The organism is Aurantiacibacter zhengii (genome assembly GCF_003584125.1).
In the GTDB taxonomy this organism is placed as follows: domain Bacteria; phylum Pseudomonadota; class Alphaproteobacteria; order Sphingomonadales; family Sphingomonadaceae; genus Alteraurantiacibacter; species Alteraurantiacibacter zhengii.
This window is the reverse complement of sequence record NZ_QXFL01000005.1, coordinates 64,265-91,132: the sequence shown is the minus strand read 5'-3', so window position 1 is coordinate 91,132 and position 26,868 is coordinate 64,265. Positions and strand designations below refer to the sequence as shown.

The following is a 26,868-nucleotide window of genomic DNA, read 5'->3' as shown; positions in this document are numbered from 1 at the left end:
ATGGAAAACCGCGACGAACAACTGGCGCTGGCGCAAAAGGCGATGCAGTCGGGCGATTTCCCGCAGGGTCTGGCGCTGGCCGAAGGTGTGCTGGCAGCCGAACCCGGCGATGGAGAAGCGCTGTACATGGCCGCCGTGGCGCTGCGCTACCTGAAACGCCATGGCGAGGCGTCGGACATGCTTGCGCGTCTGCACGCGGTGATGCCCGAATACGGCCGCGCGTGGCAGGAGGCGGGGCACCTTGCGCGGGCAGAAGGAAACAGCGCGCAGGCCGTCGCCGCATTCCAGCGGGCCGTGCGCTTCAATCCCGCGCTCGATGCAAGCTGGCGCGCGCTTGCCGAGTTGCAAAGCGGTCCGGAAGCCCGCGCCGCACAGGCGCAGGCGCAGCGGATCGCCAGCCTGCCGCGAGAGCTGGTGGCGGTGACCCACCACCTGCACGAGGGCCGCGTGCTGAGGGCCGAGGAAATCTGCCGCCATTACCTCCGTGCCAATCCCAAAAGCGTCGAGGGGATGCGCCTGCTGGCGCAGATCGGCATCAAGCTGGGCGTTCTGGACGATGCCGAGTTCCTGCTGGAAAGCGCCCGCGTTTTCGAGCCGGAGAACATGCAGGTACGCCTTGATTACATCGACGCGCTGCGCCGCCGCCAAAAGTTCGACCGCGCGCGCGAAGAGGCCGAGAGCCTTTACGAGAGCGACCCCGGCAACCCGCTGTTCCAGTCACACCTCGCCATAGAATCGATGCAGACGGGCGATTACGAACGTGCCTTCAGCCTGTTCGAGCAGGTGCTGGCAAAAGTGCCCGGCGATCCCGCTACGCTGACCAGTCGCGGGCACGCCCTGAAAACCACCGGCGAGACCGAGCGCGCCATCGAAAGTTACCGCGCCGCCTTTTCCGCAAAGCCCGATCACGGGGACGCGTGGTATGCGCTGGCGAACCTCAAGACCTATCGCTTTTCCGACGACGAAATGGCGCGGATGGAAGAGCAGGCCGCGCGGCCGGACCTTGCTTTCATGGACCGCGTCCACCTGTCGTTCGCCTTGGGCAAGGCGCACGAAGACCGCGAGAATTACGCTGACAGCTTCCAGCATTACGAGCGTGGCAACGCGCTAAAACGGGCGCAGACGCGCTACGATGCCGATACGATGAGCGCCGAACTGGCAAAACAGCGCGAGGTTTGCACGGCCGAGCTGTTCGCCAGCCACGAAGGCGCAGGTCACGACGCGCCGGACCCGATTTTCATCCTTGGCCTGCCGCGGGCCGGCTCTACCCTGCTGGAGCAGATCCTCGCCAGCCATAGCCAGGTCGACGGAACGCTGGAACTGCCCGACATTCTTGCGCTGGCCCACCGGCTGCGGGGTCGAAAGGCGGGGCAGTCGCTCTATCCGCAAGTTCTGCATGACCTCACGAGCGAACAGCTCGAAAAATTCGGCCAGCAATATATCGAAAATACCGCGATCCACCGGCAGGGCGCGCCGTTCTTCATCGACAAGATGCCGAACAATTTCCGCCACATCGGCCTGATCCATCTGATCCTGCCCAATGCGAAGATCATCGATGCCCGCCGCGCGCCGATGGATTGCTGTTTTTCGGGTTTCAAGCAACTGTTCGCCGAAGGGCAGGAATTCACCTACGGCCTGACCGAGATTGGCCGCTATTTCGCCGACTACGTCGACCTGATGCAGCACTGGGACGAGGTGCTGCCGGGCAAGGTGCTGCGCGTGCAGCACGAGGATGTGCTGGACGACCCCGAGGGGCAGATCCGCAGGATGCTGGACTATTGCGGCCTGCCGTTCGAGGAGGGCTGCCTCAACTTCCACCAGACGGCGCGGGCCGTGCGCACCGCCAGCAGCGAGCAGGTGCGCCAGCCAATCAACCGCAGCGGGCAGGGGGCGTGGGTGCCCTACGATCCGTGGCTGGGCGACCTGCGCGCCGCCCTCGGTTTTCCGGGCTAGGCCAAGAGAATCCTACGCCAGCCGGGCCCCGTTGGGCAATTCGATCCCACTATCGGGACCAGCCAGCACGATCGCGCCATCGGCGTCCGGAAAGCCCAGCACCAGTATCTCCGACATGAATGGCCCGATCTGGCGCGGGGGGAAGTTCACCACGGCCATGACCTTGCGACCGATCAGCGCATCGGGCGTGTAATGATCGGTGATCTGGGCCGATGATTTCTTCACCCCGATGTCGCCCCCGAAATCGACCCAGAGCTTGATCGCGGGCTTGCGCGCCTCGGGAAAGGGCTGGGCATCCACCACGCTGCCGCAGCGGATGTCGACCGCCATGAATTGCTCGAAATCGATCTGTGCCATCGGGCGTTCTTATGAAGTGCTTCCTGGCATGTCCACCACGCCGCAAAGGTAATTGAACAGGGGGTGGAACTGGCGCACTATCGGGCCTAGGGGCGAAAAATGATCGGCTCGCTCAACTCGGTCCGCACGCTGCTGCTGGCGATCTTCGTCCTCATGGCGGGGAGCGGCTTCCTAAGCACGCTGATTGCCATCCGGCTGGAGCAGGCAGGCCAGGGCGCGCTGCTGATCGGCCTTGTCGCCACCAGCTATTTCGGCGGGCTGACGCTGGGCGCGCTGCGCGTGTCGCCGCTGATCGCGCGGGTGGGCCATATCCGCGCCTTTGCCGCTTTCGTCTCGTTTTACTCAGCCAGTTCGCTGACCTACGCCATCATCGATACGCCCGCCCTGTGGGTGGTGCTGCGCTTTGCCGATGGCTTCGCGATGAGCGGGGTGTTCGTGTGCCTGGAAAGCTGGCTCAACCGCACGGCTCGGCCCGACAATCGCAGCGCCATCCTGGCCGCCTACATGATCGCGCTCTACGCCGGGCAGGCCGTGGGGCAGTTCCTGCTGAACCTGGGGGACCAGTCACCCGCCTTGCCGTTCATGGCCTCTGCCGTGCTGCTCTCCCTCTCCGTCCTGCCCGTGGTGCTGACCAAGATCGCCCAGCCGGTACTGGAAGAGGTCGCCCCCTTCAGCCTGAAACGGCTTTACGATGCATCGCCGCTGGGCGTGGTGGGTACCCTGTCCAACGGCGTCATGCTGGGCGCTTTCTATGCGCTTGGCGCGGTATTCGTGCAGCGCATGGGACTGCCGCTGTCGCAGGTTGCGCTGTTCACGTCCTGCGTCATCAGCGGCGGCGTGGTCCTGCAATATCCGCTCGGCCGCCTGTCCGACCGGTTCGACCGCCGCCGCGTCATCATCGTGTGCATGGGCGTGACAGCAGCGCTATGCGGCGCGCTGGCCTTCGTGCAGGAACCTGCGGCAATCTTCCTGGTCGGCGCGCTGTTCGGGGGCTTCTCTTTCGCGCTCTACCCGCTGTGCGTGGCGCATTCGAACGACCACCTTGACGAAAGCGAGCGAGTAGGCGCAAGCAGCGGGCTGGTGCTGCTCTATTCGGTCGGCGCGGCGGGCGGGCCGATGCTGGGATCGGTGGCCATGGCCACCCTGGGGCCACCGGGACTGTTCGGTTCGATCGGCGTCGTCGCGCTTGGCGGCGCGCTGTTCGGCATCTGGCGCATGGCTGTCAGCCAGCCCGTGCCGGAGGCGGAGCAGCAGGATTTCCAGTCCCTGCCGCGCACCACACCGATGGCTGCCGTGCTGGAGGATGAGGGCGAGGGCTAGCCTTCGTCGGGGAAGCGCACCCGCACTTCCACTTCGCCGAAACCGGCAACCTGCAATGGAATGGCAAGGTTCTGGCGCACCGCTTCGCGCGCGGCGCTGCGGGCAAGGCCCATAACCTCGGGATTGCGCGCGAAATCGTTCGCCCGCTCCGCCGCCTGCCGCGAGTTATTGCGGCTGAGCGAGACGGACGCATCGCGGCTGACATAGAGCCCGTCGGTAAAATAGCGCGCTTCGGCTTCGTTGAGATTGGGTTGCGAGACTTCGAGAGGGGGCAGCATAACGGACAGGCTCTGGCCTGCCTCATCCCAAGAAAAGTCGCCGCGGTCCATCTCCGACAGGTCGAGCCGGTATTCCACCGTGGCGGGCACGATCATCGCCTGTCGCGATTGCAATGCATCCACGTCGAACGGGCCCACGCTTGGCGTGCTGACACTTTCGGCCACCACATCGAACCGACTGGAAAAGACGGTAAGCGCGTTCTGCTTTTCAAAGGCGAGCATGGACGTTGCAACGATATCGCCGCGTTCTTCCGGTCCCCATTTCTCGTAAGCGAGCCAGGCCAAAGCCACCACCAGCAGCAGGACCACGATCCACGGAGCGCCTCTTGCCACGGTTCGTGCAGGCGGCGGGCCCGCGGGTGGGGGTGCCGCGCCGATGCGCGTACTTTCGTCCTGTTTCAGTTCGCCTGCCATACATCCCCCGAACGCTGGACTTCGCCCCGTCGTTCCAGATCGAGGAGATGGGCGAACACGCTTTGCCCGGCGGCGGGCCACAGTTTCTCGTGCACGCCCTTGTACATCACCGGCACCAGCGCGGCGATGGAACGCGCTTCCTCGCCCAGCAGGCGCAGGATCTGCCGCTCGCGCTGGCGGCGGTGGCCGATCATGCCGCGCACGAGCTGGCGCGGCTTCTCCACTGCCGGGCCGTGGGCGGGGTAATAGATGCGGTCCTGCTCGCGCTCGTAGAGGAGGTGCAGGCTGGCCATGTAATCCGCCATGTCGCCATCAGGCGGCACGACGACGCTGGTCGACCAGCCCATCACGTGATCGCCGGTGAAAACCGCGCCCGTTTCCTCCAACGCGAAGCACAGGTGGTTGGAGGTGTGACCGGGGGTGGCGACCGCGCGCAATGTCCAGCCCGGCCCCGTCATCGCTTCGCCATGCTCCATCACGCGGTCGGGGGCGTAATCCTGATCGAACGGAGCGTCCACACGCGGGGCATCGGAATGGAGGTGCAGCGGCGCGCAGCCGACGATCGGTGCGCCGGTCGCCTTGGCCAGCGGCGCGGCGGCAGGCGAATGGTCGCGGTGGGTGTGGGTGCACATGATCGCGCAAACCGTTGCCTCGCCGATGGCGGACTGGAGCGCGGCCAGGTGGTCGTCGTCCGCCGGGCCGGGATCGATCACCGCCAGCCCCTCGTCACCGCCGACAATGTATGTCTGCGTGCCGGTGTAGGTGAAGGGCGAGGCATTGGGCGCCAGCACGCGGCGCACCAGCGGCTCCAACTGTTCGGCGCTGCCTGTCGGCCAGCTTGCGGGGTCTTGGGGTTGCGGGGAAATCGCCATGGGGTGCATATGGCGATAAAGGAGAGGAAATCCAATGATCGACCAGTCCATCCTCGTATTGGATGAAGGCACAACCAGCACCCGGGCCATGCTGTTCGCGCAGGATGGCACGCTGCGCGGGATGGAGCAGGCGGACCTCACGCAGCACTATCCGCGCTCGGGCTGGGTGGAGCACGATGCGGCAGAAATCTGGGACAGGACGCTCGCCTGCGCGCAGGCGATGGTAAAGCAGGCGGGCGGCGCGGACCGGATTGCCGCCATCGGTATCGCAAACCAGCGCGAGACGGTGGTGGCATGGGACAAGACGACCGGCGAGCCGCTCAGCCGCGCCATTGTCTGGCAGGACCGGCGCACGACCGATTTTTGCGCACAGTTGAAGGATGCCGGGCACGAGGGGATGGTGCGGGAGCGCACCGGGCTGCTGCTCGACCCCTATTTCTCCGGCACCAAGATGCGCTGGCTGCTCGACAGCGAGGAGGCGGTGGCGAAAGCGGTCAAGGGCGCCAGGCTGGCGCTGGGCACGGTGGAAAGCTGGTTGGTGTGGAAGCTGACGCGCGGCAACACGCATATCACCGACGCCAGCAATGCCAGCCGCACGCTGCTGATGGCGCTCGATGCCTCGGGCTGGGATGCGGACCTGTGCGATCTGTTCGGTGTGCCCATCGCCGCGCTGCCGCAGATCACCGATAGCGCGGGCGAACTGGCGCATACCCACGCGGACCTGTTCGGCGGGCGCATCCCCATCTGCGGCATGGCGGGGGACCAGCAGGCCGCCACCATCGGGCAGGGGTGCCTTTCACCCGGCCAGACCAAGGCGACCTATGGCACCGGTGCCTTCGTGCTAGCCAACACGGGCAGCACGCTGCCGTGGTCGGATCACCGGTTGCTGGGCACGGTGCTTTACCAGCTGGATGGCGAGCGCCACTATGCCATCGAGGGCGCGGTCTTCGTGGCGGGAAGCCTGATAAAGTATCTGCGCGATACACTGGGCCTGATCGGCAGCGCTGCCGAGACCGAGGAACTGGCGCGTTCCATCTCCGACAACGGCGGCGTCGTGGTCGTCCCCGCGCTGTCGGGCCTGGGCGCGCCGCACTGGCGGCCGGAGGCGCGCGGTATCATCTCCGGCCTCGGTTTCGACACGGGCCGCGCGCACATTGCCCGCGCCGCGCTGGAGGCAATGGCGCACCAGACATATGATCTTGCGAGCGCTTTCGCCGCCGATGGCGCGCGGTGCACCGGCCTGCGCATCGACGGCGGTATGGCGGTGAACGACTGGATGGCGCAGGACATTGCCGACCTGCTGGATCTGCCGGTCACCCGGCCCGATTTCGTGGAGACGACCGCGCTGGGCGCAGCGATGCTGGCCGCCGTGGGGTGCGGGATGAAGGAAAGCCTGCCGGACGCGGCGGAGACGATGATCGGCGCGACGCGAACATTCGAACCGGCCATGGACGATGCCGTGCGACGCCTGCGGCTGAAACGCTGGGACGAGGCCCTGGCGAAGGTCTAGCGCGCGAAGGCGTAGCCCAGACGTTGGCGCAGGCGGTGGACGGCGGTGGGCTGCAGCTCGAACTGATGGCGCCAGGCGCGATCCAGCCGCTCGACACGGGCGTAGAACTGGACGGAACGCTCCACGAGGTCGGCGACGTAGGGCGGCAACAGACCGATCTGCTCCCGGTCCGGCTGCGGCTGGGCAGGCGGCAGGCGGCCGTGGCGACGCAACTGGAACTCGCTCATCTCGCCAGCGAAGAAGGCGCGCTGGTTCAGCAGCCAGGCCATGGCGTGCATCATGCGCGTCGTGGTGCGCAATGCCTCGCAGCTCATGGCCACGCGGGACGCGCTGGCAGAGCGGTTTAGGCCGCCAGGGCTATCGTCGAGGTCGAACGTGACGCGAGCCTCCTCGGCGAGAGACAGCGCCTCTTCGTAGAGATTGTCGACGATCATCGGGTTGAGGCTGGCTGGCGTCACGCGATCTCCATTTCCGGTACCTGTCCGGGCCCATGATGGCCCATTCTCTTCGCACCTGCACAATAAGCTTTGCGAGTTATTGTGCAGGTGCAAATACGTGTTACCACCTAGTCGTCACGCTATGCGAAATTTTGCCGTGGTATTTAAGCCTTGCTCGGGCGTTTTTCCCCGCCTGTCCCCGCGTAGTACGCTTTGCGGGCTTTCTGGCCTCGGCACGGCCCTCTGCGAGCGCTCAAAAAAGGAATCAGGCGATGATATCGGGCGTCAGGTAATCCTCGATCTGCCCGATCTGATCGCGCAGGCGCAGCTTGCGTTTCTTCAGCCGGGCGACCTGCAACTGGTCGGGCCCGCCAGCCTGCACCAGCGCCTCTATGGCGATGTCCAGGTCGCGGTGTTCCACCTTGAGCGAGGCAAGGCGCTTGCGCATTTCGTCTTCGGTCATGCCTGTCTTCTCTTGCCACCCGCGTGAGAGCCATTTGCGGGCCATCGGCTCTACAAGTCAATTCGTCGCCGCGCCATTTGGAGAATTAGGATTATTATGGTTTCATGACAATCGCGCGGTGACTGCTGTCTCGCGAGTCGAATGGCAGTCTGCCGTGCTGGGTCACCACACGGGCCGGGCTTTTTCCGGCCCACACTGTCAAGGAGACTGCCTCATGGAAACTTCGCACGTCCAAGCCCTCCAGCAAAAGCACGAAGGGCTCGACCGTTTGCTGCGCGATGAAATGAACCGGCCCGCGCCCGACAGTGCGAGAATCCAGGCACTCAAGAAGCAGAAACTTGCCCTCAAGGAAGAGATCGCGCTTCATTGATGCCCCTGACTATCGGCTGATTGGCCGGCCCTTGCTTCGAGAAACCGACGAACGCGGGGCAGGGCCGGCAATTTGCAATTTTCCCAATCTGCTATAGGCGGTTTGAAAGATGACCGCCGCCCATTCCGCCAGACAGATTCTTACCAGCCTGCACGAGGTCATGGCATCGCGCACCCATGCGCAGGCCAAGCTGAACCAGGTCGTGGAAACGATCGGCGAGGCGCTCGATAGCGAAGTTTGCTCGATCTACCTCCTGCGCGAGGGGATGCTGGAACTGTTCGCGACGCGCGGCCTGAACCAGGCCGCCGTCCATGTCACCCGGCTGGGCGTCGGCGAAGGTCTGACCGGCACCATCGCCCAGAACATCGAAACGCTGAACCTTGCAGAGGCAGCGTCGCACCCCGAATTCCAGTACCGCCCGGAAACGGGCGAGGAAAGCTTCCACTCCTTTGCCGGGGTGCCCATCGTGCGGCGCGAACGGGCAATTGGCGTACTGACCGTTCAGCATGCCGACCCGCGCAAGTACGAAGAGGTGGAGATCGAGGCGCTGCAGACCGTCGCCATGGTGCTGGCGGAACTGATCAACAATGCGGCGCTGGTCGATCCCGAGGAACTGGATCGCCTGCCGGAGGCCCACGCGGGACAGGAACAGCTCACGGGCCTGAAGCTGGTGAAAGGCCTCGCCATCGGGCAGGCCGTGTTTCACCAGCCGCGCATCACCATCGAGCAGACCGTCGCCGAAGATACCGAGGCCGAACGCGAGCGCGTCTATCTCGCCTTCGATCGCATGCGCGAGCAGATCGACAATATGGCCAGCCAGGCCGATTTCGGCGTGGGCGGAGAGCACGAGCAGGTGCTCGAGACCTACAAGATGTTCGCCTACGACGAAGGCTGGAGCCGGCGCATCAACGAGGCGATCGATTCCGGCCTGACGGCAGAGGCGGCCATCGAACGCGTGCAGCAGCGCACCCGCATGCGCATGCGCGAGATTTCCGACCCCCTGTTGCAGGACCGGATGCACGACCTGGAAGATCTGGCCAATCGCCTGATCCGCATCGTGTCCGGCCAGCTTGGCACCGCCGCGCAGAAGGGGCTGGCAGCGGATTCCATCCTGGTCGCCAAGAACCTGGGACCGGCAGAACTGCTGGAATACGACAAGCGCCGCCTGAAAGGCGTCGTGCTGGAACAGGGCTCGCTCACCGCGCACGTGGTAATCGTGGCGCGCGCCATGGGCATTCCCGTGATCGGCCGCGTGTCCAACATTCGCGGCAAGGTGCGCGAGGGCGACGAAATGCTGGTGGACGGCGATGCCGGCATCGTGTCCGTGCGCCCTTCCTTCGGCGTGCGGGAGGCGTTCGAGGCGCGCTTCACCCGCAGCAAGGAAAAGAAGGCATCCTACGCCAAGCTGCGCGACGTGGAGCCGTTCACGCGCGATGGCGAACGCATCCAGGTGATGATGAACGCCGGGCTCCGCGACGATGTGGGCATGCTGGCGATGACCGGCGCGGACGGCATCGGGCTTTACCGCACGGAGTTCCAGTTCCTCGTCTCTGCCGCCCTGCCGCAGCGCGAACGGCAGGCGCGGCTTTACCGCGATGTGCTGGAAGCGGCGAAGGGCAAGAAGGTCATCTTCCGCACGGTGGATATCGGCGGCGACAAGTCACTGCCTTACATCTCCAGCGAGATCGCCAAGGAAGACGAGAACCCGGCCATGGGCTGGCGCGCGCTACGCTTGGCGCTGGAACGCGAAGGACTGATGAAGGCGCAGGCCCGTGCCCTGCTGGAAGGGGCCGCGGGGCGAGAGTTGAACGTGATGTTCCCTATGGTGTCCGAACCGTGGGAGTTCGACGCCGCGAAAGAGGTGTTCGAGCAACAGCTGGCTTTCCTGAAGTCGCGCAAGCACAAGCTGCCCAGCGTCATCAATTACGGTGTGATGCTGGAAGTGCCCTCGCTGGCGGAAACGCTCGATCTGCTGCTGCCCAAGCTGTCGTTCATCTCGATTGGCACCAATGACCTGACCCAGTTCCTGTTCGCTGCCGACCGGGCGAACCCGATGCTGGCCGAACGGTACGACTGGGTCAGCCCCGCGATCCTGCGGTTCCTTCGGCGGGTGGTGCAGAATTGCGTGGGCTATCCGGTGGACCTTGGCGTATGCGGTGAAATGGGCGGGCGACGGCTGGAAGCGCTGGCGCTGCTGGGCATCGGCATTCGCCGCCTGTCGATTACTCCCGCTGGAGTGGGCCCGATCAAGGAACTGGTGCGCAAGGTCGATACCCGCGAAATAGGCGATGCCATGATGGGCTGGCTCGCCAGCCCGCCGGAAAACATGCGCGCCGCGTTGCAGGCCTGGGCCAAGGAACGCGAAATAGAGGTTGATTAGCCTTTTTGCACTGCACAATCGCTTGACTTCACTGGTCCGGGTCGATTGTGGTGAGCGCAAAGGGTTCGCTAACAACCCAGCACCTTTATGCTGGAGCGGTCATGACCGATTCTGAAGAAGAGACATTGCAGGAAAATACCAACGAAGCCGCAGCCACGGCTGGCGCGAAGCTGCGTGCCGCGCGTGAACGCAAGGGCCTGACGCTGGAGCAGGTTGCTTCGGAAACGCGCATCTCGCGGCGCCATCTGGAAAGCCTGGAGACCGGCAATCTCGAAGACATGCCGGGACGCACCTACGTGGTGGGCTTTGCCCGCACCTATGCCAAGACCGTGGGGCTGAACCAGGAAGAGATTGTCGGCCTGGTGCGCGAGGAGCTGGACGAGACCGAGGCGAACGAACGGTACGACCAGCAGACGCGGCGCACCTTCGAACCGGGCGACCCGTCGCGCGCGCCGGGCGGACGGCTGCTGTATTTCTCGCTGTTTGCCGTGGTCATCCTGCTCGTGGGCATTTTCTTCGCTGCCCGTGCGCTGTTCGCACCGGCTGCCGAAATTCCTTCGCTGGTGGAACAGCAGCGGGAGGAAGAAGCCCAGGCTGCCGCCGAACGCCAGGCAGAGCAGCAGGTGGATCAACCGCAGGAGGCCGCAGCCGCAGAGCCCAGTGGCCCGGTGGTATTCACCGCCGAGGGAGAGACCTGGGTCCGCTTCTACGATGAAGAGGGCCGCGTGCTGCAGGAAGGCACAATGCGGGAAGGCGATACCTTCACCGTGCCCGCCGATGCGGTCAATCCGCAGATCATCACCGGACGGCCCGACCGGCTGGCGATAACCATCGGCGACCGGCCGGTGCGCAAGCTTTCCACCGAGGTCGAAACGCTGACGGACGTGCCGATTTCGGCCGATGCGCTGCTGGCACGAACTGGCGGGGTGACGACCATCGGTTTCGGCCTCGGCTCGCCCGCCGCGCAGGAACCTGAAACCGCAGAGTCGACTGTCACTTCCATACAGCCGCGGGCCGCGCCTGCACCCGCACCCGCACCGGCATCGCGACCGACGGCGACCACCGCACCGTCGCCTACGCCGCAACGCTCCGCAACGCCGACTGCCACGCAGGCCACGCGTACGCCGGCGGCAACTGCCAGCCGGGCACCCACGGCAACGCCGACCCCGTCTCCCGCCGCAACTGCGCCGCCGCGTGCAGAACCCGCGGAACCGCAGGACGGCGGGGTATCGCCCGAACCGCAGTAAGCGGCGGCACGTGGCCGTGCGCCGGTGCCCGATCGTATTCATGGGGGAAAGCCGTCCAGTTCCGGCTTTCACGCGGACGTTAATCGTCTATCTTGGTAGGAACTGGCATGGAGCCGCGGTTCCGCGCCGAATATGGATTTGAGGAGATCGCCGGTAATGCTTGCTAGGTCGAAACAGTCATTCGCGATAACGCGCGCCGCCATCGTCGCGGTGATCGTGGCCGTGGCCATGCCGGTGCCCGCCTCGGCCCAGAGCGATGACCGGCTGCGGCGGATCGAAAGCCAGATCAACGCGCTGCAGCGCGCCGTATTTCCCGGCGGCGACGACCGGTTTTTCGAACCAGAGATCACGCCGGAACGATCGGCCACACCCAATACCACTCCGCAGGTGACCACATCCGCGCTGACCGACGTGCTGGCGCGGCTTGATGCGATCGAGGGTCAGCTGGCGCGGCTTACCGCGACAGCCGAGGTGAACGAGAATGCGCTGGCGGCGATGGAGATGCGCCTTGCCGAGATGGAAGCGCGCGGCACCGCCAGCGCTTCGGGAATGGGCAGCGCTGCTACGGCACCAAGGCCCAGCGGCGTCGTCCCTGTGCCCGGCGAGGCCGAAGGCACTGCCGAACTGGCCGCCGTGGAAGAAACTGCCGCCCAGGCCACCGCTCCCACGCCGGAACGGGTGGCAGCGGTGCAGGCCATCGCCAAGCCCGCCACGGGCGACCAGGGCGACGATGAATACGTCTATGGCTTCCGCCTGTGGGATGCTGGCTTCTATCCCGAAGCGCAGCAGCAACTCGCGATGTTCGTGGAACGCTATCCCGACCACTGGCGCACGACCTACGGGCGTAACCTGCTGGGGCGTGCCTTCCTGGATGCAGGCGAACCGCGCGCGGCTGCCACGCATTTCTTCGAGAACTACCAGACCGACGCCGAAGGTGCCCGCGCACCCGACAGCCTGCTGTACCTGGCGGAATCGATGATCACCCTGGGCGATACCCGCCGGGCGTGCATCGCGCTCGCCGAATTCGGCGAGACCTATGCCGCGCTGGCCGTGGGGCGGTTGCAGAACCAGTACGATAACCTCGGTGGCCGCGTCGACTGCAATTAATCCCGCACTGGTCGAGCGTTTCAAAAGTGCGCTCGACCGGCTGAACCCCGATGGCGGAAAGATCGGCCTCGCCGTAAGCGGCGGGCCGGACTCCATGGCCATGCTGCTGCTGGCGCACGAGGCTATTCCGAGCGGTTTCGAAGTAGGGACTGTCGACCACGGCCTGCGTCCCGAAGCGAAGGACGAATGCGCGCTGGTGGTCGCAGCCTGCGAGGAGCGCGGGGTGCCTTGCGAGGTGCTGACCGTGACCATCGCGGAGGGTAACGTGCAGGCGAAGGCGCGGGAGGCGCGGTATTTCGCTCTTGATCTATGGGCGCAAAGGCGCGGTCTTGCTGTGGTTGCCACCGCCCATCATGCCGACGACCAAGCCGAAACTCTGCTGATGCGCCTGAACCGTGGCAGCGGCGTCTCCGGACTGGCCGGGGTGCGGGAATACGTCTGGCCGCTCGGGCACGAGTTGCCGGTGATCCGTCCACTGCTTCGCTTCCGCCGGGCAGAATTGGACGGTGTGATAAAGACTGCAGGGCTCACGGTTGCTCAAGATCCCAGTAATCACGATGACCGGTTCGACCGGGTGAGAATGCGCCAAGCTCTGTCCGAAGCAGACTGGCTGGATCCGCTCGCGCTGTCTCGCTCTGCCAGCCATCTGGCCGAAGCGGACGAGGCTCTGGATAGTCAGACGAATGCTGCGGTCCGCGATCACGTAACACGCTATTCCGACAGGGTGGAATGCTCGTCCCCGCCCAACCGGGCAATCGCCCTGCGCGTTATCGACCGTATCATCGGGTGGCTCGGCGGGACAGCAAGGGGGTCACAGGTTGCCGATCTGCTGGACAAGCTCGAGCGTTGCGAAGGCGGAAATGTTGGCGGCGTGCTGGTAACAGTCGAGGGGAAATGGGGCCAAGCGCAACCGCCGCGCTGGGTCTTTCGCCCCGAACCACCTCGAAGAACCGGGTGATCCCCGAAAAGCCGCTTACCCTGAGCTTGTCGAAGGGTTGCCTTTCTTGAAGATCCGGGCGTGAAGAACAAAGCAGTCCTTCGACAGGCTCAGGACGAGCGGGAATAGGAAATTCTGCCCTGCTGGTCTTCAGCCCTCGGTCGACAAGCTCCCGCCAACGCCCGTCATCACCCCGTCAGTGATGATCACCACGTCACCCACCTTCGCAGTGTCGAACAGGCGCGACGCGAATTCGTCCGGCACGCCGATACAGCCGTGGCTGGCATAGCCCAGTTCGACATTGGAGCCGCCGTGCACGGCCACGCCGTCCCAGGTCAGGCGCAGGGTCCAGGGCATGGGCGCGTTGCCGTATTTTTCGGAGACATTGTGCCGTTCCTTGGTCAGGATCGGGAATGTGCCGGTGGGCGTGGGGTGCTCCGGCGTGCCCAGCAGTGCCGCGGCCGCGCCGATTTCGTATCCGCCCTGAAAGACGCTGATCACACGCGCCTGCAGGTCCACCGTCATGACCAGAGGACCGTCGGGAACGCCCTCGTCGTCCCAGTGCCATTCGCCATACTTGATCGGCCCTTCGATGGGCAGGACGCGCTTGATGACGAAGGGATCGTCCGGATCGTAGGCAGGGGTTTCCTGCACCACCTCGCTCGCGACGAACTCTATCGCCTGATCGACGGCAGCAGAGCCATCGGCAACGATATCGCTTTCCTGCGCATCACTGCCGTGGGTGAACAACATGGCTCCGCCGATCATCGCGGCAATAGCCAGCGTCAGCGCGCCGATCCATTTGAAGCTCGTGCTCATGTGCGGCATCCTGCGCCGGTTTGCGCCCAAAATCCAGTCGGACGCAGCCTGCGTCCCTGATTGGAACGCTGCCAGCGGGCGATTTAGCCGCGCTTAACCATGCGCCCCGAACACGTTGGCGATAGCCGTCGTGATGCGGAGGCTGAGGTTATGCGCGCGCTCAATCGGATCGATGAAGTCGCGGTGGATCGCCTCGTAACCCTCGTCGCTGCCATCGGGCCAGTCGGTCGGCTCGGTCAGGTCGAAGCGGTCGATGCGCGGGAAATGCGTGGGGTAGGCCCGCCGCAACTGCGCCAGCGCATCGTCCACGCGCAGGGTGAAGACCATTTCCAGCACGTCGTCGCGGGAGACGTCGTTCGCACGGCTGAACACCGGCACGCTGATGGCGCGGATGAACATGGCTTGGAGTAGTGCCAGGCGCAGCGACTGGAGCACGCCGATCATGCGACGCTTGTCCTCGCGGTTTTCGGTCGGAGCCTCGTCCGGAATATGGTCGAGCAGGCGGTGCAGCTTCATCGCGTCCACCCGCAGGCGGCTGGCGAGGCGGCGGAACACGCCGACGCGGTCGTCCTTCACCAGGTATTCGCTCAGGGCCTCGCAGGCGGCAGTTAGATGCCCCTCCGTGCCGCGATAGGGACGGCTTGCCCAGTAGGCCGAATTGAACAGTTCGCCGTGCGCGGCAACGGTCTTCACGCTGGCCAGCGCATTGGCGGCGCGCACCAGGCGCACAAGTTCGCGCCCGCGCGGGCTTTCCGCCAGCAGCGCGCCGATTTCCTCGTAATTGCCTTCCGCCGCCTCGCCAATGCCGGCGATCACGTTCACCGGATAGCCCAGCTGTTGCAGAATAGCATTGTGCGGAATGGCGCGGATCTGCCGCAGAGACATCTCGCGGTCTGCCGAAAGGTCGCTCTGGCGGCGCGAGACGCGGCTGCCGGTGGAATTGAGCAGCCCCAGCCCGAAGGCGGTGATGGCACGGCTGTAGGTCCGGCTTTCCAGGTGGTCGCGCTGGTGTTCCTTCACCGCGCGGTAGAAGTCGAGCGAGAGATCGGTGCGCTGATAGAACACGTCCTTGGGCACATCGACGTCGGTCTGCGCGGGCCGCAGCACGGCGATGCGCGTCAGGATGGCGCGGGCAAGCTCGGGGGTGGAAAACCACAGGTAGCCATCGCCGCCCTGAAAGCTGACCTCCGGCTCCAGCGGGATCCCGGCGCGGGCAAAGCGGCGCCGTGCCCAGGGCGAAAGGGCCCATTCCATCCGGTCCGCCATCTTGGTGGGGTGCGCACCGCGGCCCATGCTCTCGCCGTGGGTGTTGAAGATCAGCGCCGCGACGTCGTTGAGCCCGTTCGCATCGAGGGCATCTGCCAGCCGGCCCTGCAAACGCTCGATCGCGAGGCTGGCAGGGATCTGGCCCACGAACCGGCCCGCGTCGGAAAAGCCCGTCTGGATCGCCACCCGGCCACGCTTTTTCGCATATTCCTGGTAGATCGGTTCTGCCAGCAGCTCGTCCAGCAGGCGGCCGCCATGTTCCAGCGCAGTCTCGGTCTCGAACAGCGGCGAGACATCGACCTTGTCCTCGATGCCGAACAGCTTGGCGAAGTAGAGCGCGGCAAGGACCGTTGCCGGCTCCTCGCACTCGGCAATCAGCATGCGGATCGGCGCGTCGGCGTCGACGTGTTCCAGGATTTGCGCCATGGCAAGGAACTGGCGGATGGCGGTGCTCGCCTCTATCGCCAGCGCGCCGAAGTTGCTGCGGCGCGGCTGGATCTTTTCGATGGCGCGGTTGAGGTGGACCACTGCCCCCTTGCTGGCGAGGTCGAGATTGCCGTCGGGGTCGATCCGGCGGCGGATGGCGTTGTGCAACTGCTTGGCATTCACGCGGAAGTGGATCCAGCCCATGCCCAGCCCGTCGGCGCGCATCGCGGCCACCAGGGTCTTCAACGCAACGGCACGCTTGCCATCATCGGTAGCCTTTGCCTCTTCCTCCAGCGCATCGATATAGCGCGACAGGCTCAGCAGCTTGCGCGGATCGCTGGCGGTAAGACGATTGGCCGCGACGGAGAGCGCTGCGGGATCGGACAGGTCGGCGGTGAAATCCTCGGCGCGTTCGGCGGCGTAGTCCGCAGCCGGGCGAAGTTCGGACAGCAGCGCGTGATCGGCATCGATGGCTTCGAGCGAGGCGACATAGCGCGCCAGGCGCTCCGCCTTTTCGGACAGGCGAAAGCCGATGGAATTCGACCAGGTGATGTCGGTTCGCCCGTCCATGTCGTAGCCGACCCAGGTGGCGAAGCGGAAGGGCAGCGGGGAAAGCGCGTGCCACTCGTCCGGCCATTGCTCCTGCGCATGGGCAAGGAGCTGCGAGACGATGGCGTCGCGCGCATCCTGTGCGTGGGCGATGGCGCGCATGGCGCGTTCGTGTTCGTAAGGCAGGGTAACCTGCGGGCGTTCGCCGCCCACGCAGTCGGCGGTGATGGCCGTGCCCTTGCTGGCGGCGGAGGCGACCGCCTCGGACTGCTGCGGCGTCAGCAGGAAGGTGGGGTGGGCCGTGAATACGGCGTGCAGCTGGGGGCGTTCCCATTGCTCGCGGAAAGTGGCGAAATCGCTGCGTTCCAGCGTCCCTGCCAATTCGGACCGGTTGGCATCGGCACCGATGGGGGCGACCATGCATTCCAGCCGGTCCGCGCGTTCTTCCAGCGAAGCGACTTCCAGTTCGGCAATCAGCGCCTCGAAATCGTCGAGCGACATCTCGCCCGCTTCCAGCTTGCGCGAAAGCTCGTGCGCCAGCTGGAAAACCGGATTGAACTGCGGCATCTCGACGGTGCGCTGGTGCAGGTCCTGCAGGCGGCGGGTAAGGTCTTCGACGCCGCTCATTGCCCCATCTCCGCGGCCTCTTCTGCAAGCTTGCGGATTTCCTCGCGCGAGGCTCCCTTGGGGGCCACCCAGCTGCCGCCGACGCACAGCACGTTGTCCAGGGCCAGCCAGTCGGGCGCGGTTTCGGGCGTGATGCCGCCGGTGGGGCAGAACTTGCACTGCCCGAACGGCGCGATCAGCGCTTTCAATGCCGGAATGCCGCCGTTGGCCATGGCGGGAAAGAACTTGAAGTGCTTGAGGCCCATGTCGAGGCCCGCCATCAGCTCACCCGCAGTGGCGATGCCGGGCAGGAAAGGCACGCCGCTCTTGATCGCGGCACGGCCCAGCGGCTCTGTCAGTCCGGGGGAGACGATGAATTCCGCCCCGGCGGAAAGGGCCGCGTCGAGGTCTTTCTGATTCGTCACCGTACCGGCACCGACGATGGCACCGGGCACAAGGTTCATGCGCTTGATCACCTCGATCGCGGCATCGGTGCGCAAGGTCACTTCAAGGACTCTCAGGCCCCCTGCCACCAGCGCTTCTGCCATTGGGCGGGCCTCTGCGGGATCGTCCACCACCAGCACCGGAATGACCGGGGCCGTGAGCATGATCTCCTCGATATTGTCGGGTGCGCTCATGGGTAGTCAGTCTCCGTGGCTTTGAAGGAATGCGGCAGCCGCGCCGAAGAGGCCGGGCTGGGGATGGGTGATAAGCTTGACGGGGATGCCCGCCATCAGGTTTTCGAAACGGCCCTTGGCGCGGAAGCGTTCCGCGAAGCCGGAGTTGGGCAAGTGGTCGCGCAGGCGGTAGCCAAGGCCGCCGGCGATCACCACGCCGGAAAAGCCGCCTTGCGCCAGTGCGATGTCGCCAGCCACCGCGCCCAGCGAGAGGCAGAACCGGTCTATGGCGGCAGCGGCCAGGCTGTCCGAACCGTCCATCCCGGCTTTCCAGATCGCGATGTCGTCCTGCTCCACCACCGCGCGGCCTTCCAGCGCGGCGAGGGTGGCGTAGATGTCCACGATGGCGGGGCCCGATACCACGCGCTCTGCCGACACACGATTGTGGCGCTTGCGCAGGCGGGCGAGGATCGCGTCTTCGATGGGGTCGAGCGGAGCGAAATCGATATGGCCGCCCTCGGTCGCCGAGACGCGGTAAGTGCCATCGGCCTCGCGGTAGAGATGCGCGACGCCAAGCCCGGTGCCCGGGCCGAGCACAGATAATCGACCGGTGGGCTTCAGCGGCCCCTCCGGACCGGTAAGGTGGAGCAGTTCGTCTTCGCCAGCGCGAGCGACGGCATGGGCGACCGCCTCGAAATCGTTGACGATCGTGTGGCGCGAAACGCCGAGTTTCGATTCCACCAGCGCGGGCCTGATGATCCACGGGTTGTTGGTGAAACGGATCACTTCGCCGCCGACGGGACCGGCGATAGCCATGGCCACAGCATCGGGAAGGGTGCCGCCCTTCTGCGCGCGGTAATCCTCCCACGCGGTCTGGAAGCTGGCATGGTCTTCGGTGTGCAGCGTGATCGGCTCGTCCATCGTCAGGGTGCCGTCTGCGGCCCGCGTGGCGATGGCGAAGCGCGCGTGCGTGCCGCCGATGTCTACGGTTACGAGTTCCATTGTCCTATCCCCTCCACCTTGCGGATGCGGCCGCTATCAAAGCCCTGCCACGGCTAGCATTGCGCTGCCGCCTTTCTCTGCCTCGTCGGCAGAGCTGCGCATCATGGCGAACAGTTCGCGGCCCGTGCCCATGTCCGGCACCGGATCGGGCGCGGGCGTGCGGGCGGTCAGGTCTGCCGTGGTCGAAAGCTCTCCGGTTTCGGCGCAGACTTTCACGATGTCGCCGTCTTCCAGCAGCGACAGCGGGCCACCGCCCAGCGCCTCGGGCGAGCAGTGGATCGCGCTTGGCACCTTGCCGCTCGCGCCGCTCATCCGGCCATCGGTGACGAGCGCCACGCGGTAGCCGCGATCCTGCAGCACGCCCAGCGCGGGCGTCAGCTTGTGAAGTTCGGGCATGCCATTGGCGCGCGGCCCCTGGAAGCGCACGACAACGACCACGTCCTTGTCCAATTCGCCCGCCGTGAAGGCATCGGCGACCTGCTTCTGCGTCGAGAACACCCGGCAGGGCGCCTCGATAGTCCAGCGTTCCTTTTCGACCGCGGAGCTTTTGAAACAGGCGCGGCCCAGGTTGCCTTCGACCAGTCGCATACCGCCATCGGGCTGGAACGGGTTCGCGGCAGGGCGCAGCATTTCATCGTTACCGCTGGGGCCGGTATCGCGCCATTTCAGCGTATCCTCATCCAGCCACGGTTCCTGTGCGTACTGCCCCATGCCGCGCTCTTCACCCACACCGATCACGTCGGCGTGCGCAAGACCAGCGCCCAGCAGCTCGCTGATGACGAAGCCCATGCCGCCCGCTTCGTGGAAGTGGTTGGTGTCGCCGGACCCGTTGGGATAGACGCGCGCCAGCAGCGGGACGGATTTCGACAGTTCGGAAAGGTCCGTCCAGTCGATCTGCACACCGGCGGCGCGGGCGAAAGCGGGAATATGGATGGCGTGGTTGGTGGAGCCGCCGGTTGCCAGCAGGCCGACCGCGGCGTTCACGATGGCTTTCTCGTCTACGCAATGGCCCAACGGGCGGAAGTCGTTGCCGTCCTTGCCCATTGCCGCCACGCGGTGCACGGCGGCGCGGTCCAGCGCCTGCCGGATCTTCGTGCCGGGCTGGAAAAAGGCCGCGCCGGGTACGTGAAGGCCCATCATTTCCATCATCATCTGGTTGGAGTTGGCGGTGCCAAAGAACGTGCAGGTGCCGGGCGAGTGGTAGGAGCCAAGCTCGCTTTCCAGCAGCTCGGCCCGCGTTGCCTTGTCCTCTGCATAGAGCTGGCGAACGCGCTGCTTTTCCTTGTTGGAAACGCCCGAAGGCATCGGCCCGCTGGGCACGAACACGGCGGGCAGGTGGCCAAAGCGCAGCGCACCGATCAGCAGGCCGGGCACGATCTTGTCGCAGATACCCAGCAGCAGCATGCCATCGTACATGGCGTGGGAGAGGGCAACGCCGGTGGAAAGCGCGATCACGTCGCGGCTGAACAGGCTGAGTTCCATGCCCGTCTCGCCCTGCGTCACCCCGTCGCACATGGCGGGCGTGCCGCCGGCAACCTGCGCTGTGGCTCCCACTTCGCGGGCGTAGATCTTCAGCCGCTCGGGATAGCGTCCGTAGGGCTGGTGGGCGGAAAGCATGTCATTATAGGCCGAGACGATACCGATGTTGGGACCGGTATTGGTCTTCAGCGCCTCCTGGTCCTCCAGCGCCCCGGCATAGGCATGGGCGAGATTCGAACAGCTGACCTGGCTGCGCTCCGGCTGGTTGTCGGCCTCGCGGTCGATCAGGTCCAGATAGGCGCGGCGGCTATCCTTCGATTTCTCGATAATCCGCTGGGTCACGCGTTCGATGGTGGGGTGCAACTTACTCATGCCAGCTTACTCCGTCGCGTTCGGCCAGGGCGATGGCAGCGCTGGGGCCCCAGCTTCCGGCGTTATAGGTCTTGGGCGTCTTGCCCTCGGCTTCCCAGCCTGCGCGGATCGCGTCGATCCATTTCCACTGCGCTTCCACCTCGTCGCGGCGCACGAACAGCGTCTGGTCGCCATTGATGAGGTCCAGCAGCAGGCGCTCGTAGGCGATACGCTTGTGCTTGCCGGTAAAGGCGTCGGGCATGCGGATGTCCAACGGCACTTCGCGCAGCGTCATGCCCTCGTGCTCGATACCGGGCACCTTGGCCATCAGCGACAGGGTGATGTTTTCCTCCGGCTGGATGCCAATCACCAGCCTGTTCGGCTTCAGTCGCGCATCGGGGAAGATCGAGTGCGGCACGCAGCGGAAATTGACGATGATCTCGGTCACCCTTTCGGGCAGCCGCTTGCCGGTGCGCAGGTAGAAGGGCACGCCCTGCCAGCGCCAGTTGTCGATGTGGGCCTTCAGCGCCACGAAAGTCTCGGTGTCGCTGTCCTTGCCGAGTTCCTCGTCATAGCCAGGCACGATTTCGCCGTTCGACGCGCCGCCACGGTACTGGCCGGTGACGCTTTCGTCGCTTTTCAGCTTGCGCAGCGCGCGCAGCACTTTCACCTTCTCGTCGCGCACCGCCCCTGCATCGAAGCTGCTGGGCGGCTCCATCGCGACGAGGGCGAGCAGTTGCAGCATGTGGTTCTGCACCATGTCGCGCAGCGCGCCTGCACCGTCGTAGAAGTCCACCCGGCTTTCCAGCCCCACGGTCTCCCCCACGGTGATCTGCACATGGTCGATATGCTGGGCGTTCCACAGCGGCTCGAACAGGATATTGGCAAAGCGCAGCGCGATCAGGTTCTGCACCGTCTCCTTGCCAAGGTAATGATCGATGCGGAAAATCCGCTCTTCGGAGAAAGCCGCCGCGACGGCATCGTTGATGGCGCAGCTGCTTTCCAGGTCTGTGCCAAGCGGCTTTTCCAGGCAGATGCGTGAATGAGCATCGGCCAGTCCGTGCGAGGCGAGCCCCTCGATCGTGGGTTTGAACAGGCTGGGCGCGGTCGACAGGAAGATCGCGATGTCGCGGTCGTCGCCCACCTTTTCCGCCAGTTCGGCGTAGCCTTCGGGGGTGGTGACATCCAGCTGAGTGTAGCGCAGCCGGTTCAGGAACTCGGCCATGCCGCCGACGCGGTCCGCCGGCAGGAACTGCTCGATCGCCTCGCGCGCGAAATCGCGGAACTCGCCGTCGCTCAGTTCGGATCGCGCGGTACCGATGATTTCCAGGTCGGGCGGCAGCAGGTCATCGGCATCGAGAGCGCAGAGCGAAGGCAGCAACATCCGACGCGACAGGTCTCCCGTGGCGCCGAACAGGATCAGCGTTTGTGCCTTTCGGATCAATTCAGGCCCCCGCATTGCAGTGAGTTCGTGTGATGCATTCCTATCCCTTCCCCATGTTGCAGCGCAACACCAATGTCCCTGTTCGATCCCGCGCCGACGTTGCTCGTGCAGTTATGGCCGGTATCCGCATTCAAACGCCGCAATAGCGCGGGTTGTGAACGTTAACAAGGATACCCTAGCCGTCGCTCTCGGTCACTGTCACCTCAGAATTCCTGAAGTCGGACAAACCGAAAGTAGTCAGGAATGAAACGTCCGCCGCGTCTCGCCCGATGCCGATCTTGGCCGTCTGGTCGGCCCGGGCCATGTCGGTCGGATCGACGATATACCACGCACCGCCGCCCGGCGTCGTCGGGTCTTTCAGGAACACCTCTGCAACCGCATGGAAATCGGGCGGATTCACGCCCGGCGCATAGCAGCTGACATAGCGTGCCGGAATGGTGGCGGCGCGGGCGAAGCAGATCATCACGTGGGCATAGTCGCGGCAGATACCGCGCCGTTCCACGAATGTGTCGAGCGCCGTCGTCGTCGCGTTCGATGCGCCTGCCTCGTAAGTGAAATTGTCGCCGATCCAGTCTGCCATGGCGAGAATTTTCTCTCCGCCTTCGAGTTTGCCGAACCGGTCCATAACGAAGCTGTGCATACGGTCGGCCTGGCAATAGCGCGAATCGAATACGTATTCGACCGCCTCGCCCGGCAGGTCGTGCGGGTCCATCGTGTGCAGCTTCGAAAGGTCCGGCACCAGGCGGTTCACCTCGACCCGGGCATTGTATTCGACGTTGTAGTCGCCTTCTGCCCTGACCCAGATCCGCTCCCCCACGCTGTCCTGCGCGGGCACGCGGGCAGTGTGCATCGCGGGGGACAGCTTCGTTTCGGAAGACAGGATCTTCTGTTCGGGGATGACAGCAGCCTCGAACTGCAGCAGCAGGTCGGTAGGCTGGTTCAGGTGGAACGCGAACTTGGCGGAAATGTCGATGGGCATATGAGGTGCGAACGCGCGGGACTGCCGCCGGTTTCGCTATTCTCCGATTATATGAGCAATGATCTCGCGCGCATGGGCGGCGCGGCGGTGTTCGGCAAGATAAAGGCCCTGCCATGTCCCCAGCATCATCTGCCCGCCGCTCACCGGCACGCTGAGCGAGGCGCTCGTCAGCATCGTGCGGATGTGCGCGGGCATATCGTCCGGCCCCTCGCTGTCATGCTCGTAGCGGCCGTCTTCAGGGGCGGCGCTTTCCAGCCAGCGCAGCAGGTCGCGCTGGACGGCGCTGGCGGCGTTTTCGTTGATCAGCAGGCTGGCAGACGTGTGGCGGCAGAAGAGGGTGAGCAGGCCGGTCTCGATACCGGTGCCCGCCAGCCACTGCGCCACCTCGGGCGTGAATTCGTGCAGCGCCTTGCCCTGCGTGTGGATGGTGAAGCGGTGCTGATCCTGTCGCATGACATCCTATATAGGCGCTGATGGCGCAGCAGATAGACCTCTTCTCCGACACTCCGGCTCCGGCCCCGATGCCGGTGGCTGGCCTGCGCGTGGTGCCCGATGCCATCGATGCGGAAATGGAACAGGCGCTGGCGGCGCGCATCGACGCAGCTCCGCTGGAGCCGTTCCGGTTTGGCCAGTGGACCGGCAAGCGGCTGACTGCCAATTACGGCTCTGCCTACGACTACGCACGGGGAAAGATGACGCCCGCGCCCCCGCTGCCGGACTGGCTGGTGTCGTTGCGGGACAGGCTGGCACCCGCGTTCGGCCTGTCGCCCACTGTGCTGCAACAGGCCCTGCTGATCCGTTACGATCCGGGCGCCGGCATCGGCTGGCACCGCGACCGGCCGCAGTACGGCGAGGTGATCGGCCTTTCTCTCGGTGCGCCCGCCGTGCTGCGATTGCGCCAGCGGCAGGCAGGGGGCGGCTTCGTCCGTCACGCCGTGCCGCTAGAACCGCGCGCTGCCTACATGCTGTCGGGCGCGGTGCGCGAGGCGTGGGAGCATTCGATCGCACCCATTGCCGACACCCGCCGCTCGATTACCTTTCGAACCCTGCGCGAGCCTTTGGAATAGGCTTGCGCGCTGCCGCATCGGCGTTAGTCTCACGCGCAACGAATACAGAGAGGGACTTTCGATGCGAACGATCAAGCGGGCGGCTCTTGCTGCCGCCTCGGCCAGCGCGCTGCTGGCAGGACCCGCCGCGCTGGCGCAGGAAACACCCGTCGCCTTTACCGGCGCCACCATTCACACGATGACCGGGCCCAGCGGCACCGGCACGGTGGAGAATGGCACGCTGGTGATCCACAACGGCGAAATCGTCGCCGTGGGCGCGAATGTCGCCATTCCTGCAGGGGCTGAGGTACGCGATGCCACCGGCATGGTGATCATGCCCGGCATCGTCGATACCCACTCGCATATCGGCCAGGTCTCCGGCGCGGACAGTTCCGCCGCGATCCAGCCCGACGTGCGCGCGCTCGATTCGATCAACGTGCGTGACAGTTCCATCGCCCGCGCCCGCTCCGGCGGGGTCACCACCGCCAACATCATGCCCGGCAGCGGCTTCCTGATGAGCGGGCAGACCTTCTACATGCACCTGACCGACGGCACGACTATCGAGGACTATGCCTGGATGGACGACGACGGCGACATCATGGGCGGCATGAAAATGGCCAACGGCACCAACCCGCTGCGCGAAAACCCGGCCTTTCCCTCCACCCGCGCACGCAGCGCCGCGATGGTGCGCCAGCATTTCGTCGCCGCGCAGGAATACTGCGGGGGCGACCGCTCCCCGCGCGATATCGGCATGGATGCCATGTGCGAGGTGCTGGACGGCAGCCGCCTCGTCCACTTCCACACCCACCGTGCGGACGACATCATGACCGCGCTGCGCCTGCGCCGCGAGTTCGGATTCAACATGCTGATCCAGCACGGCATGGAAAGCGACCGCGTGGCGCGCGAGATCGCGGCAGAGGGCGTGCCCGTCTCCGCCATCCTTGTCGACAGCCCCGGCGGCAAGCTCGAAGCTGCCAACGCCAATATCGAAAGCGTTGGCCGGCTGGAGGATGCGGGCGTGTTCGTCTCGCTGCATTCCGACGACAACATCGTCGATTCGCGCCTGATGTTCCGCCAGGCCGGCATTGCCGTGCGCGGCGGGATGAGCCGCGAGGGGGCGCTGCGCGCGCTCACCATCAACGGCGCGGTGCAACTGGGACTGGACGAGCACGTGGGCAGCCTGGAAGCGGGCAAGATGGCCGACTTCATCGTGATGACCGGCGATCCGCTGTCGGTCTACACCGATGTCACCCAGACCTGGGTGATGGGCGAACTGCTGTTCGATGCCGACGATCCCGAAGACCTGCTGATGGCGACCGGCGGCTATGGCGCGGGCAATCCGCAACTGAACACCCACGTCCTCGAACGAGAGGCGCTCATGCTGGAGGGCGGACAATGACAAACCTTGGCACTTTCGTCGCGGGCGCTTTCACCGCAGCCCTGCTCTCCACCAGTGCCCTTGCACAGGATATCGCCGTGCGCGGCGGGCAGGTGTGGACCATGGGGCCGCAGGGCGTGATCGAGAACGGCGTGGTCGTGATCGAGGATGGCCAGATCACCGCGGTCGGCCCGGCAACCAGCACCGCCATTCCCGCAGGGATGCAGGTGCTGGAGGCACCCGTCGTCACGCCGGGGCTGGTGGATGCCCATTCCACCGTTGGCCTGACCGGCTATCTCAACCAGCCCGACGATCAGGACCAGCTAGACACGACCGCCCCGGTGCAGCCGCACCTGCGCGCTATCGACGCCTACAACCCGCATGACCGGCTGGTGGAATGGGTGCGCGAACTGGGCACCACCACGCTGCACACCGGGCACGGCCCGGGCGCGCTGGTGTCCGGGCAGACCATGGTGGTGAAGACCGTGGGCAACACCGTGGATGCCGCCCTGGTAGAGGATGGCACGATGGTGGTCGCAAACCTCGGCGCATGGGCGCTGGACCGCGAAAGCTCGCCCGGCACCCGTGCCAAACAGATCGCCATGCTGCGCCAGGCGCTGGTGGATGCGCGCACCGGGACGGACCGCGATGAGAACGACGCGGACGACGAAGACGATAACGCGTTCGATCCCAGCCGCGACCTGATCAACGAGGCTTTTGCCTCTGTCGTGCGGGGAGAGCGTCCGCTGCTCGTCACCGCCAACCGCGCGCAGGACATCATGTCTGCCCTGCGCCTGGCCGACGAGTTCGGTATCGAGGTGGTGATCGACGGCGCGGCCGACGCGCACCTGCTGCTGGACGAACTGCGCGAGGCGGGCGTCTCCGTGATGCTGCACCCCACGATGGCGCGTAACGAGGGCGAACTGGAAAACGCATCCTTCACCACCGCCGCCGTGCTGGCAGAGGCAGGGATCCCGTTCGCGCTGCAATCGGGGTACGAGGCCTATGTGCCCAAGACCCGCGTTGTGCTGTGGGAAGCAGGCTTCGCCGCGGGCAACGGCCTGGCGCCCGAAGATGCCCTTGCCAGCATCACCATCGATGCCGCACGCATCATCGGCATGGACGAACGCGTGGGCAGCCTGGAAGTCGGCAAGGACGGCGACGTCGCCATGTTCGACGGCGACCCCTTCGAATACGTGACCCACGTCACCGGCGTGGTGATCGAGGGCGAGGTGGTATCGACGGCTAGCAGGTAGGGCCG

24 protein-coding genes are annotated in these 26,868 nt (G+C 65.3%); 11 read left to right on the top strand and 13 right to left on the bottom strand.

The features are described from left to right. Entirely contained in the window at positions 1–1,953 is a 1,953-nt protein-coding gene (locus D2V07_RS12170; protein WP_119587277.1) for a tetratricopeptide repeat-containing sulfotransferase family protein, read from the top strand. Between the two features lie 12 nt (positions 1,954–1,965). Here D2V07_RS12170 and D2V07_RS12165 read toward each other — a convergent pair whose 3' ends face one another. Further along, positions 1,966–2,310 (bottom strand): tRNA-binding protein, encoded by a 345-nt coding sequence (locus D2V07_RS12165; RefSeq protein ID WP_119587276.1) that lies wholly within the window; start codon positions 2,308–2,310, stop codon positions 1,966–1,968. Positions 2,311–2,409: 99 nt separating this feature from the next. Between D2V07_RS12165 and D2V07_RS12160 the strand changes: the two genes are divergently transcribed. After that, entirely contained in the window at positions 2,410–3,630 is a 1,221-nt protein-coding gene (locus D2V07_RS12160) for an MFS transporter (RefSeq protein WP_119587275.1), read from the top strand. Here the strand turns inward: D2V07_RS12160 and D2V07_RS12155 are convergent. Continuing rightward, on the bottom strand, positions 3,627–4,322 hold the full coding sequence (locus tag D2V07_RS12155) for a DUF4230 domain-containing protein (RefSeq protein ID WP_158586827.1): 696 nt from the start codon (positions 4,320–4,322) through the stop codon (positions 3,627–3,629). The two genes, D2V07_RS12160 and D2V07_RS12155, sit on opposite strands and share 4 nt — an antisense overlap. Next, on the bottom strand, positions 4,307–5,194 hold the full coding sequence (locus tag D2V07_RS12150) for an MBL fold metallo-hydrolase (RefSeq protein WP_199698790.1): 888 nt from the start codon (positions 5,192–5,194) through the stop codon (positions 4,307–4,309). The genes D2V07_RS12155 and D2V07_RS12150 overlap by 16 nt, the downstream gene beginning before the upstream one ends. Positions 5,195–5,228: 34 nt before the next feature. Here D2V07_RS12150 and glpK point away from each other — a divergent pair, with 34 nt between their 5' ends. Beyond that, positions 5,229–6,704, top strand: coding sequence for a glycerol kinase GlpK (glpK, locus tag D2V07_RS12145; protein WP_119587272.1), 1,476 nt, complete (start codon positions 5,229–5,231; stop codon positions 6,702–6,704). Here glpK and D2V07_RS12140 read toward each other — a convergent pair. Together D2V07_RS12140 and D2V07_RS12135 are read right to left on the bottom strand one after the other, a co-directional pair. Continuing rightward, the gene (locus tag D2V07_RS12140; RefSeq protein WP_233548384.1) at positions 6,701–7,162 is read right to left on the bottom strand and encodes a DUF1465 family protein; all 462 of its coding nucleotides are present in this window, start codon (positions 7,160–7,162) and stop codon (positions 6,701–6,703) included. The two genes, glpK and D2V07_RS12140, sit on opposite strands and share 4 nt — an antisense overlap. A 244-nt stretch (positions 7,163–7,406) precedes the next feature. After that, positions 7,407–7,604 (bottom strand): YdcH family protein, encoded by a 198-nt coding sequence (locus tag D2V07_RS12135; RefSeq protein ID WP_119587270.1) that lies wholly within the window; start codon positions 7,602–7,604, stop codon positions 7,407–7,409. Between the two features lie 214 nt (positions 7,605–7,818). Between D2V07_RS12135 and D2V07_RS12130 the strand changes: the two genes are divergently transcribed. From D2V07_RS12130 to tilS, 5 genes are all read left to right on the top strand, one after another. Next, entirely contained in the window at positions 7,819–7,974 is a 156-nt protein-coding gene (locus D2V07_RS12130; RefSeq protein ID WP_119587269.1) for a YdcH family protein, read from the top strand. 109 nt (positions 7,975–8,083) lie between these two features. Continuing rightward, entirely contained in the window at positions 8,084–10,354 is a 2,271-nt protein-coding gene (gene ptsP, locus D2V07_RS12125) for a phosphoenolpyruvate--protein phosphotransferase (RefSeq protein ID WP_119587268.1), read from the top strand. A 101-nt stretch (positions 10,355–10,455) separates the two neighbouring features. Then, positions 10,456–11,601, top strand: coding sequence for a helix-turn-helix domain-containing protein (locus D2V07_RS12120; RefSeq protein WP_119587267.1), 1,146 nt, complete (start codon positions 10,456–10,458; stop codon positions 11,599–11,601). Between the two features lie 156 nt (positions 11,602–11,757). Beyond that, the gene (locus tag D2V07_RS12115; RefSeq protein ID WP_119587266.1) at positions 11,758–12,708 is read left to right on the top strand and encodes a tetratricopeptide repeat protein; all 951 of its coding nucleotides are present in this window, start codon (positions 11,758–11,760) and stop codon (positions 12,706–12,708) included. Beyond that, positions 12,686–13,666 carry a tRNA lysidine(34) synthetase TilS gene (tilS, locus tag D2V07_RS12110; RefSeq protein ID WP_158586826.1) on the top strand — a complete coding sequence of 327 codons (981 nt, stop codon included), beginning with the start codon at positions 12,686–12,688 and terminating at the stop codon, positions 13,664–13,666. Before D2V07_RS12115 ends, tilS begins: the two co-directional genes overlap by 23 nt. A 129-nt stretch (positions 13,667–13,795) precedes the next feature. On the opposite strand, the gene D2V07_RS12105 is transcribed toward tilS, so the two are convergent. The 8 genes from D2V07_RS12105 to D2V07_RS12070 all read right to left on the bottom strand — a co-directional run bounded on the left by D2V07_RS12105 (position 13,796) and on the right by D2V07_RS12070 (position 23,636). After that, positions 13,796–14,464, bottom strand: a complete 669-nt coding sequence (locus D2V07_RS12105) for a L,D-transpeptidase family protein (RefSeq protein WP_119587264.1) — start codon at positions 14,462–14,464, stop codon at positions 13,796–13,798. Positions 14,465–14,557: 93 nt separating this feature from the next. Then, positions 14,558–17,332 carry a phosphoenolpyruvate carboxylase gene (locus D2V07_RS12100; RefSeq protein WP_119587263.1) on the bottom strand — a complete coding sequence of 925 codons (2,775 nt, stop codon included), beginning with the start codon at positions 17,330–17,332 and terminating at the stop codon, positions 14,558–14,560. Continuing rightward, positions 17,329–17,949 carry a bifunctional 4-hydroxy-2-oxoglutarate aldolase/2-dehydro-3-deoxy-phosphogluconate aldolase gene (gene eda, locus D2V07_RS12095; protein ID WP_119587262.1) on the bottom strand — a complete coding sequence of 207 codons (621 nt, stop codon included), beginning with the start codon at positions 17,947–17,949 and terminating at the stop codon, positions 17,329–17,331. The genes D2V07_RS12100 and eda overlap by 4 nt, the downstream gene beginning before the upstream one ends. Positions 17,950–17,955: 6 nt before the next feature. Further along, complete coding sequence (gene glk, locus D2V07_RS12090) at positions 17,956–18,930, bottom strand: glucokinase (RefSeq protein WP_119587261.1); 975 nt, start codon at positions 18,928–18,930, stop codon at positions 17,956–17,958. Between the two features lie 36 nt (positions 18,931–18,966). Then, complete coding sequence (gene edd / locus D2V07_RS12085; RefSeq protein ID WP_119587260.1) at positions 18,967–20,781, bottom strand: phosphogluconate dehydratase; 1,815 nt, start codon at positions 20,779–20,781, stop codon at positions 18,967–18,969. Next, a complete protein-coding gene (gene zwf / locus D2V07_RS12080; protein WP_119587259.1) occupies positions 20,774–22,219 on the bottom strand; it encodes a glucose-6-phosphate dehydrogenase in 1,446 nt (481 codons plus the stop codon). Before zwf ends, edd begins: the two co-directional genes overlap by 8 nt. A gap of 160 nt (positions 22,220–22,379) precedes the next feature. Next, the gene (locus D2V07_RS12075; protein WP_119587258.1) at positions 22,380–23,183 is read right to left on the bottom strand and encodes a transglutaminase-like domain-containing protein; all 804 of its coding nucleotides are present in this window, start codon (positions 23,181–23,183) and stop codon (positions 22,380–22,382) included. A 36-nt stretch (positions 23,184–23,219) separates the two neighbouring features. Further along, on the bottom strand, positions 23,220–23,636 hold the full coding sequence (locus tag D2V07_RS12070) for a secondary thiamine-phosphate synthase enzyme YjbQ (protein WP_119587257.1): 417 nt from the start codon (positions 23,634–23,636) through the stop codon (positions 23,220–23,222). 20 nt (positions 23,637–23,656) lie between these two features. Between D2V07_RS12070 and D2V07_RS12065 the strand changes: the two genes are divergently transcribed. The 3 genes from D2V07_RS12065 to D2V07_RS12055 all read left to right on the top strand — a co-directional run bounded on the left by D2V07_RS12065 (position 23,657) and on the right by D2V07_RS12055 (position 26,863). Then, positions 23,657–24,250: an alpha-ketoglutarate-dependent dioxygenase AlkB gene (locus D2V07_RS12065; RefSeq protein ID WP_119587256.1), complete on the top strand. Its 594-nt coding sequence runs from the start codon at positions 23,657–23,659 to the stop codon at positions 24,248–24,250. A gap of 61 nt (positions 24,251–24,311) precedes the next feature. Next, on the top strand, positions 24,312–25,628 hold the full coding sequence (locus D2V07_RS12060; RefSeq protein WP_119587255.1) for an amidohydrolase family protein: 1,317 nt from the start codon (positions 24,312–24,314) through the stop codon (positions 25,626–25,628). After that, positions 25,625–26,863, top strand: coding sequence for an amidohydrolase family protein (locus D2V07_RS12055; protein ID WP_119587254.1), 1,239 nt, complete (start codon positions 25,625–25,627; stop codon positions 26,861–26,863). The genes D2V07_RS12060 and D2V07_RS12055 overlap by 4 nt, the downstream gene beginning before the upstream one ends. The last annotated feature ends 5 nt before the right edge of the window (positions 26,864–26,868 follow it).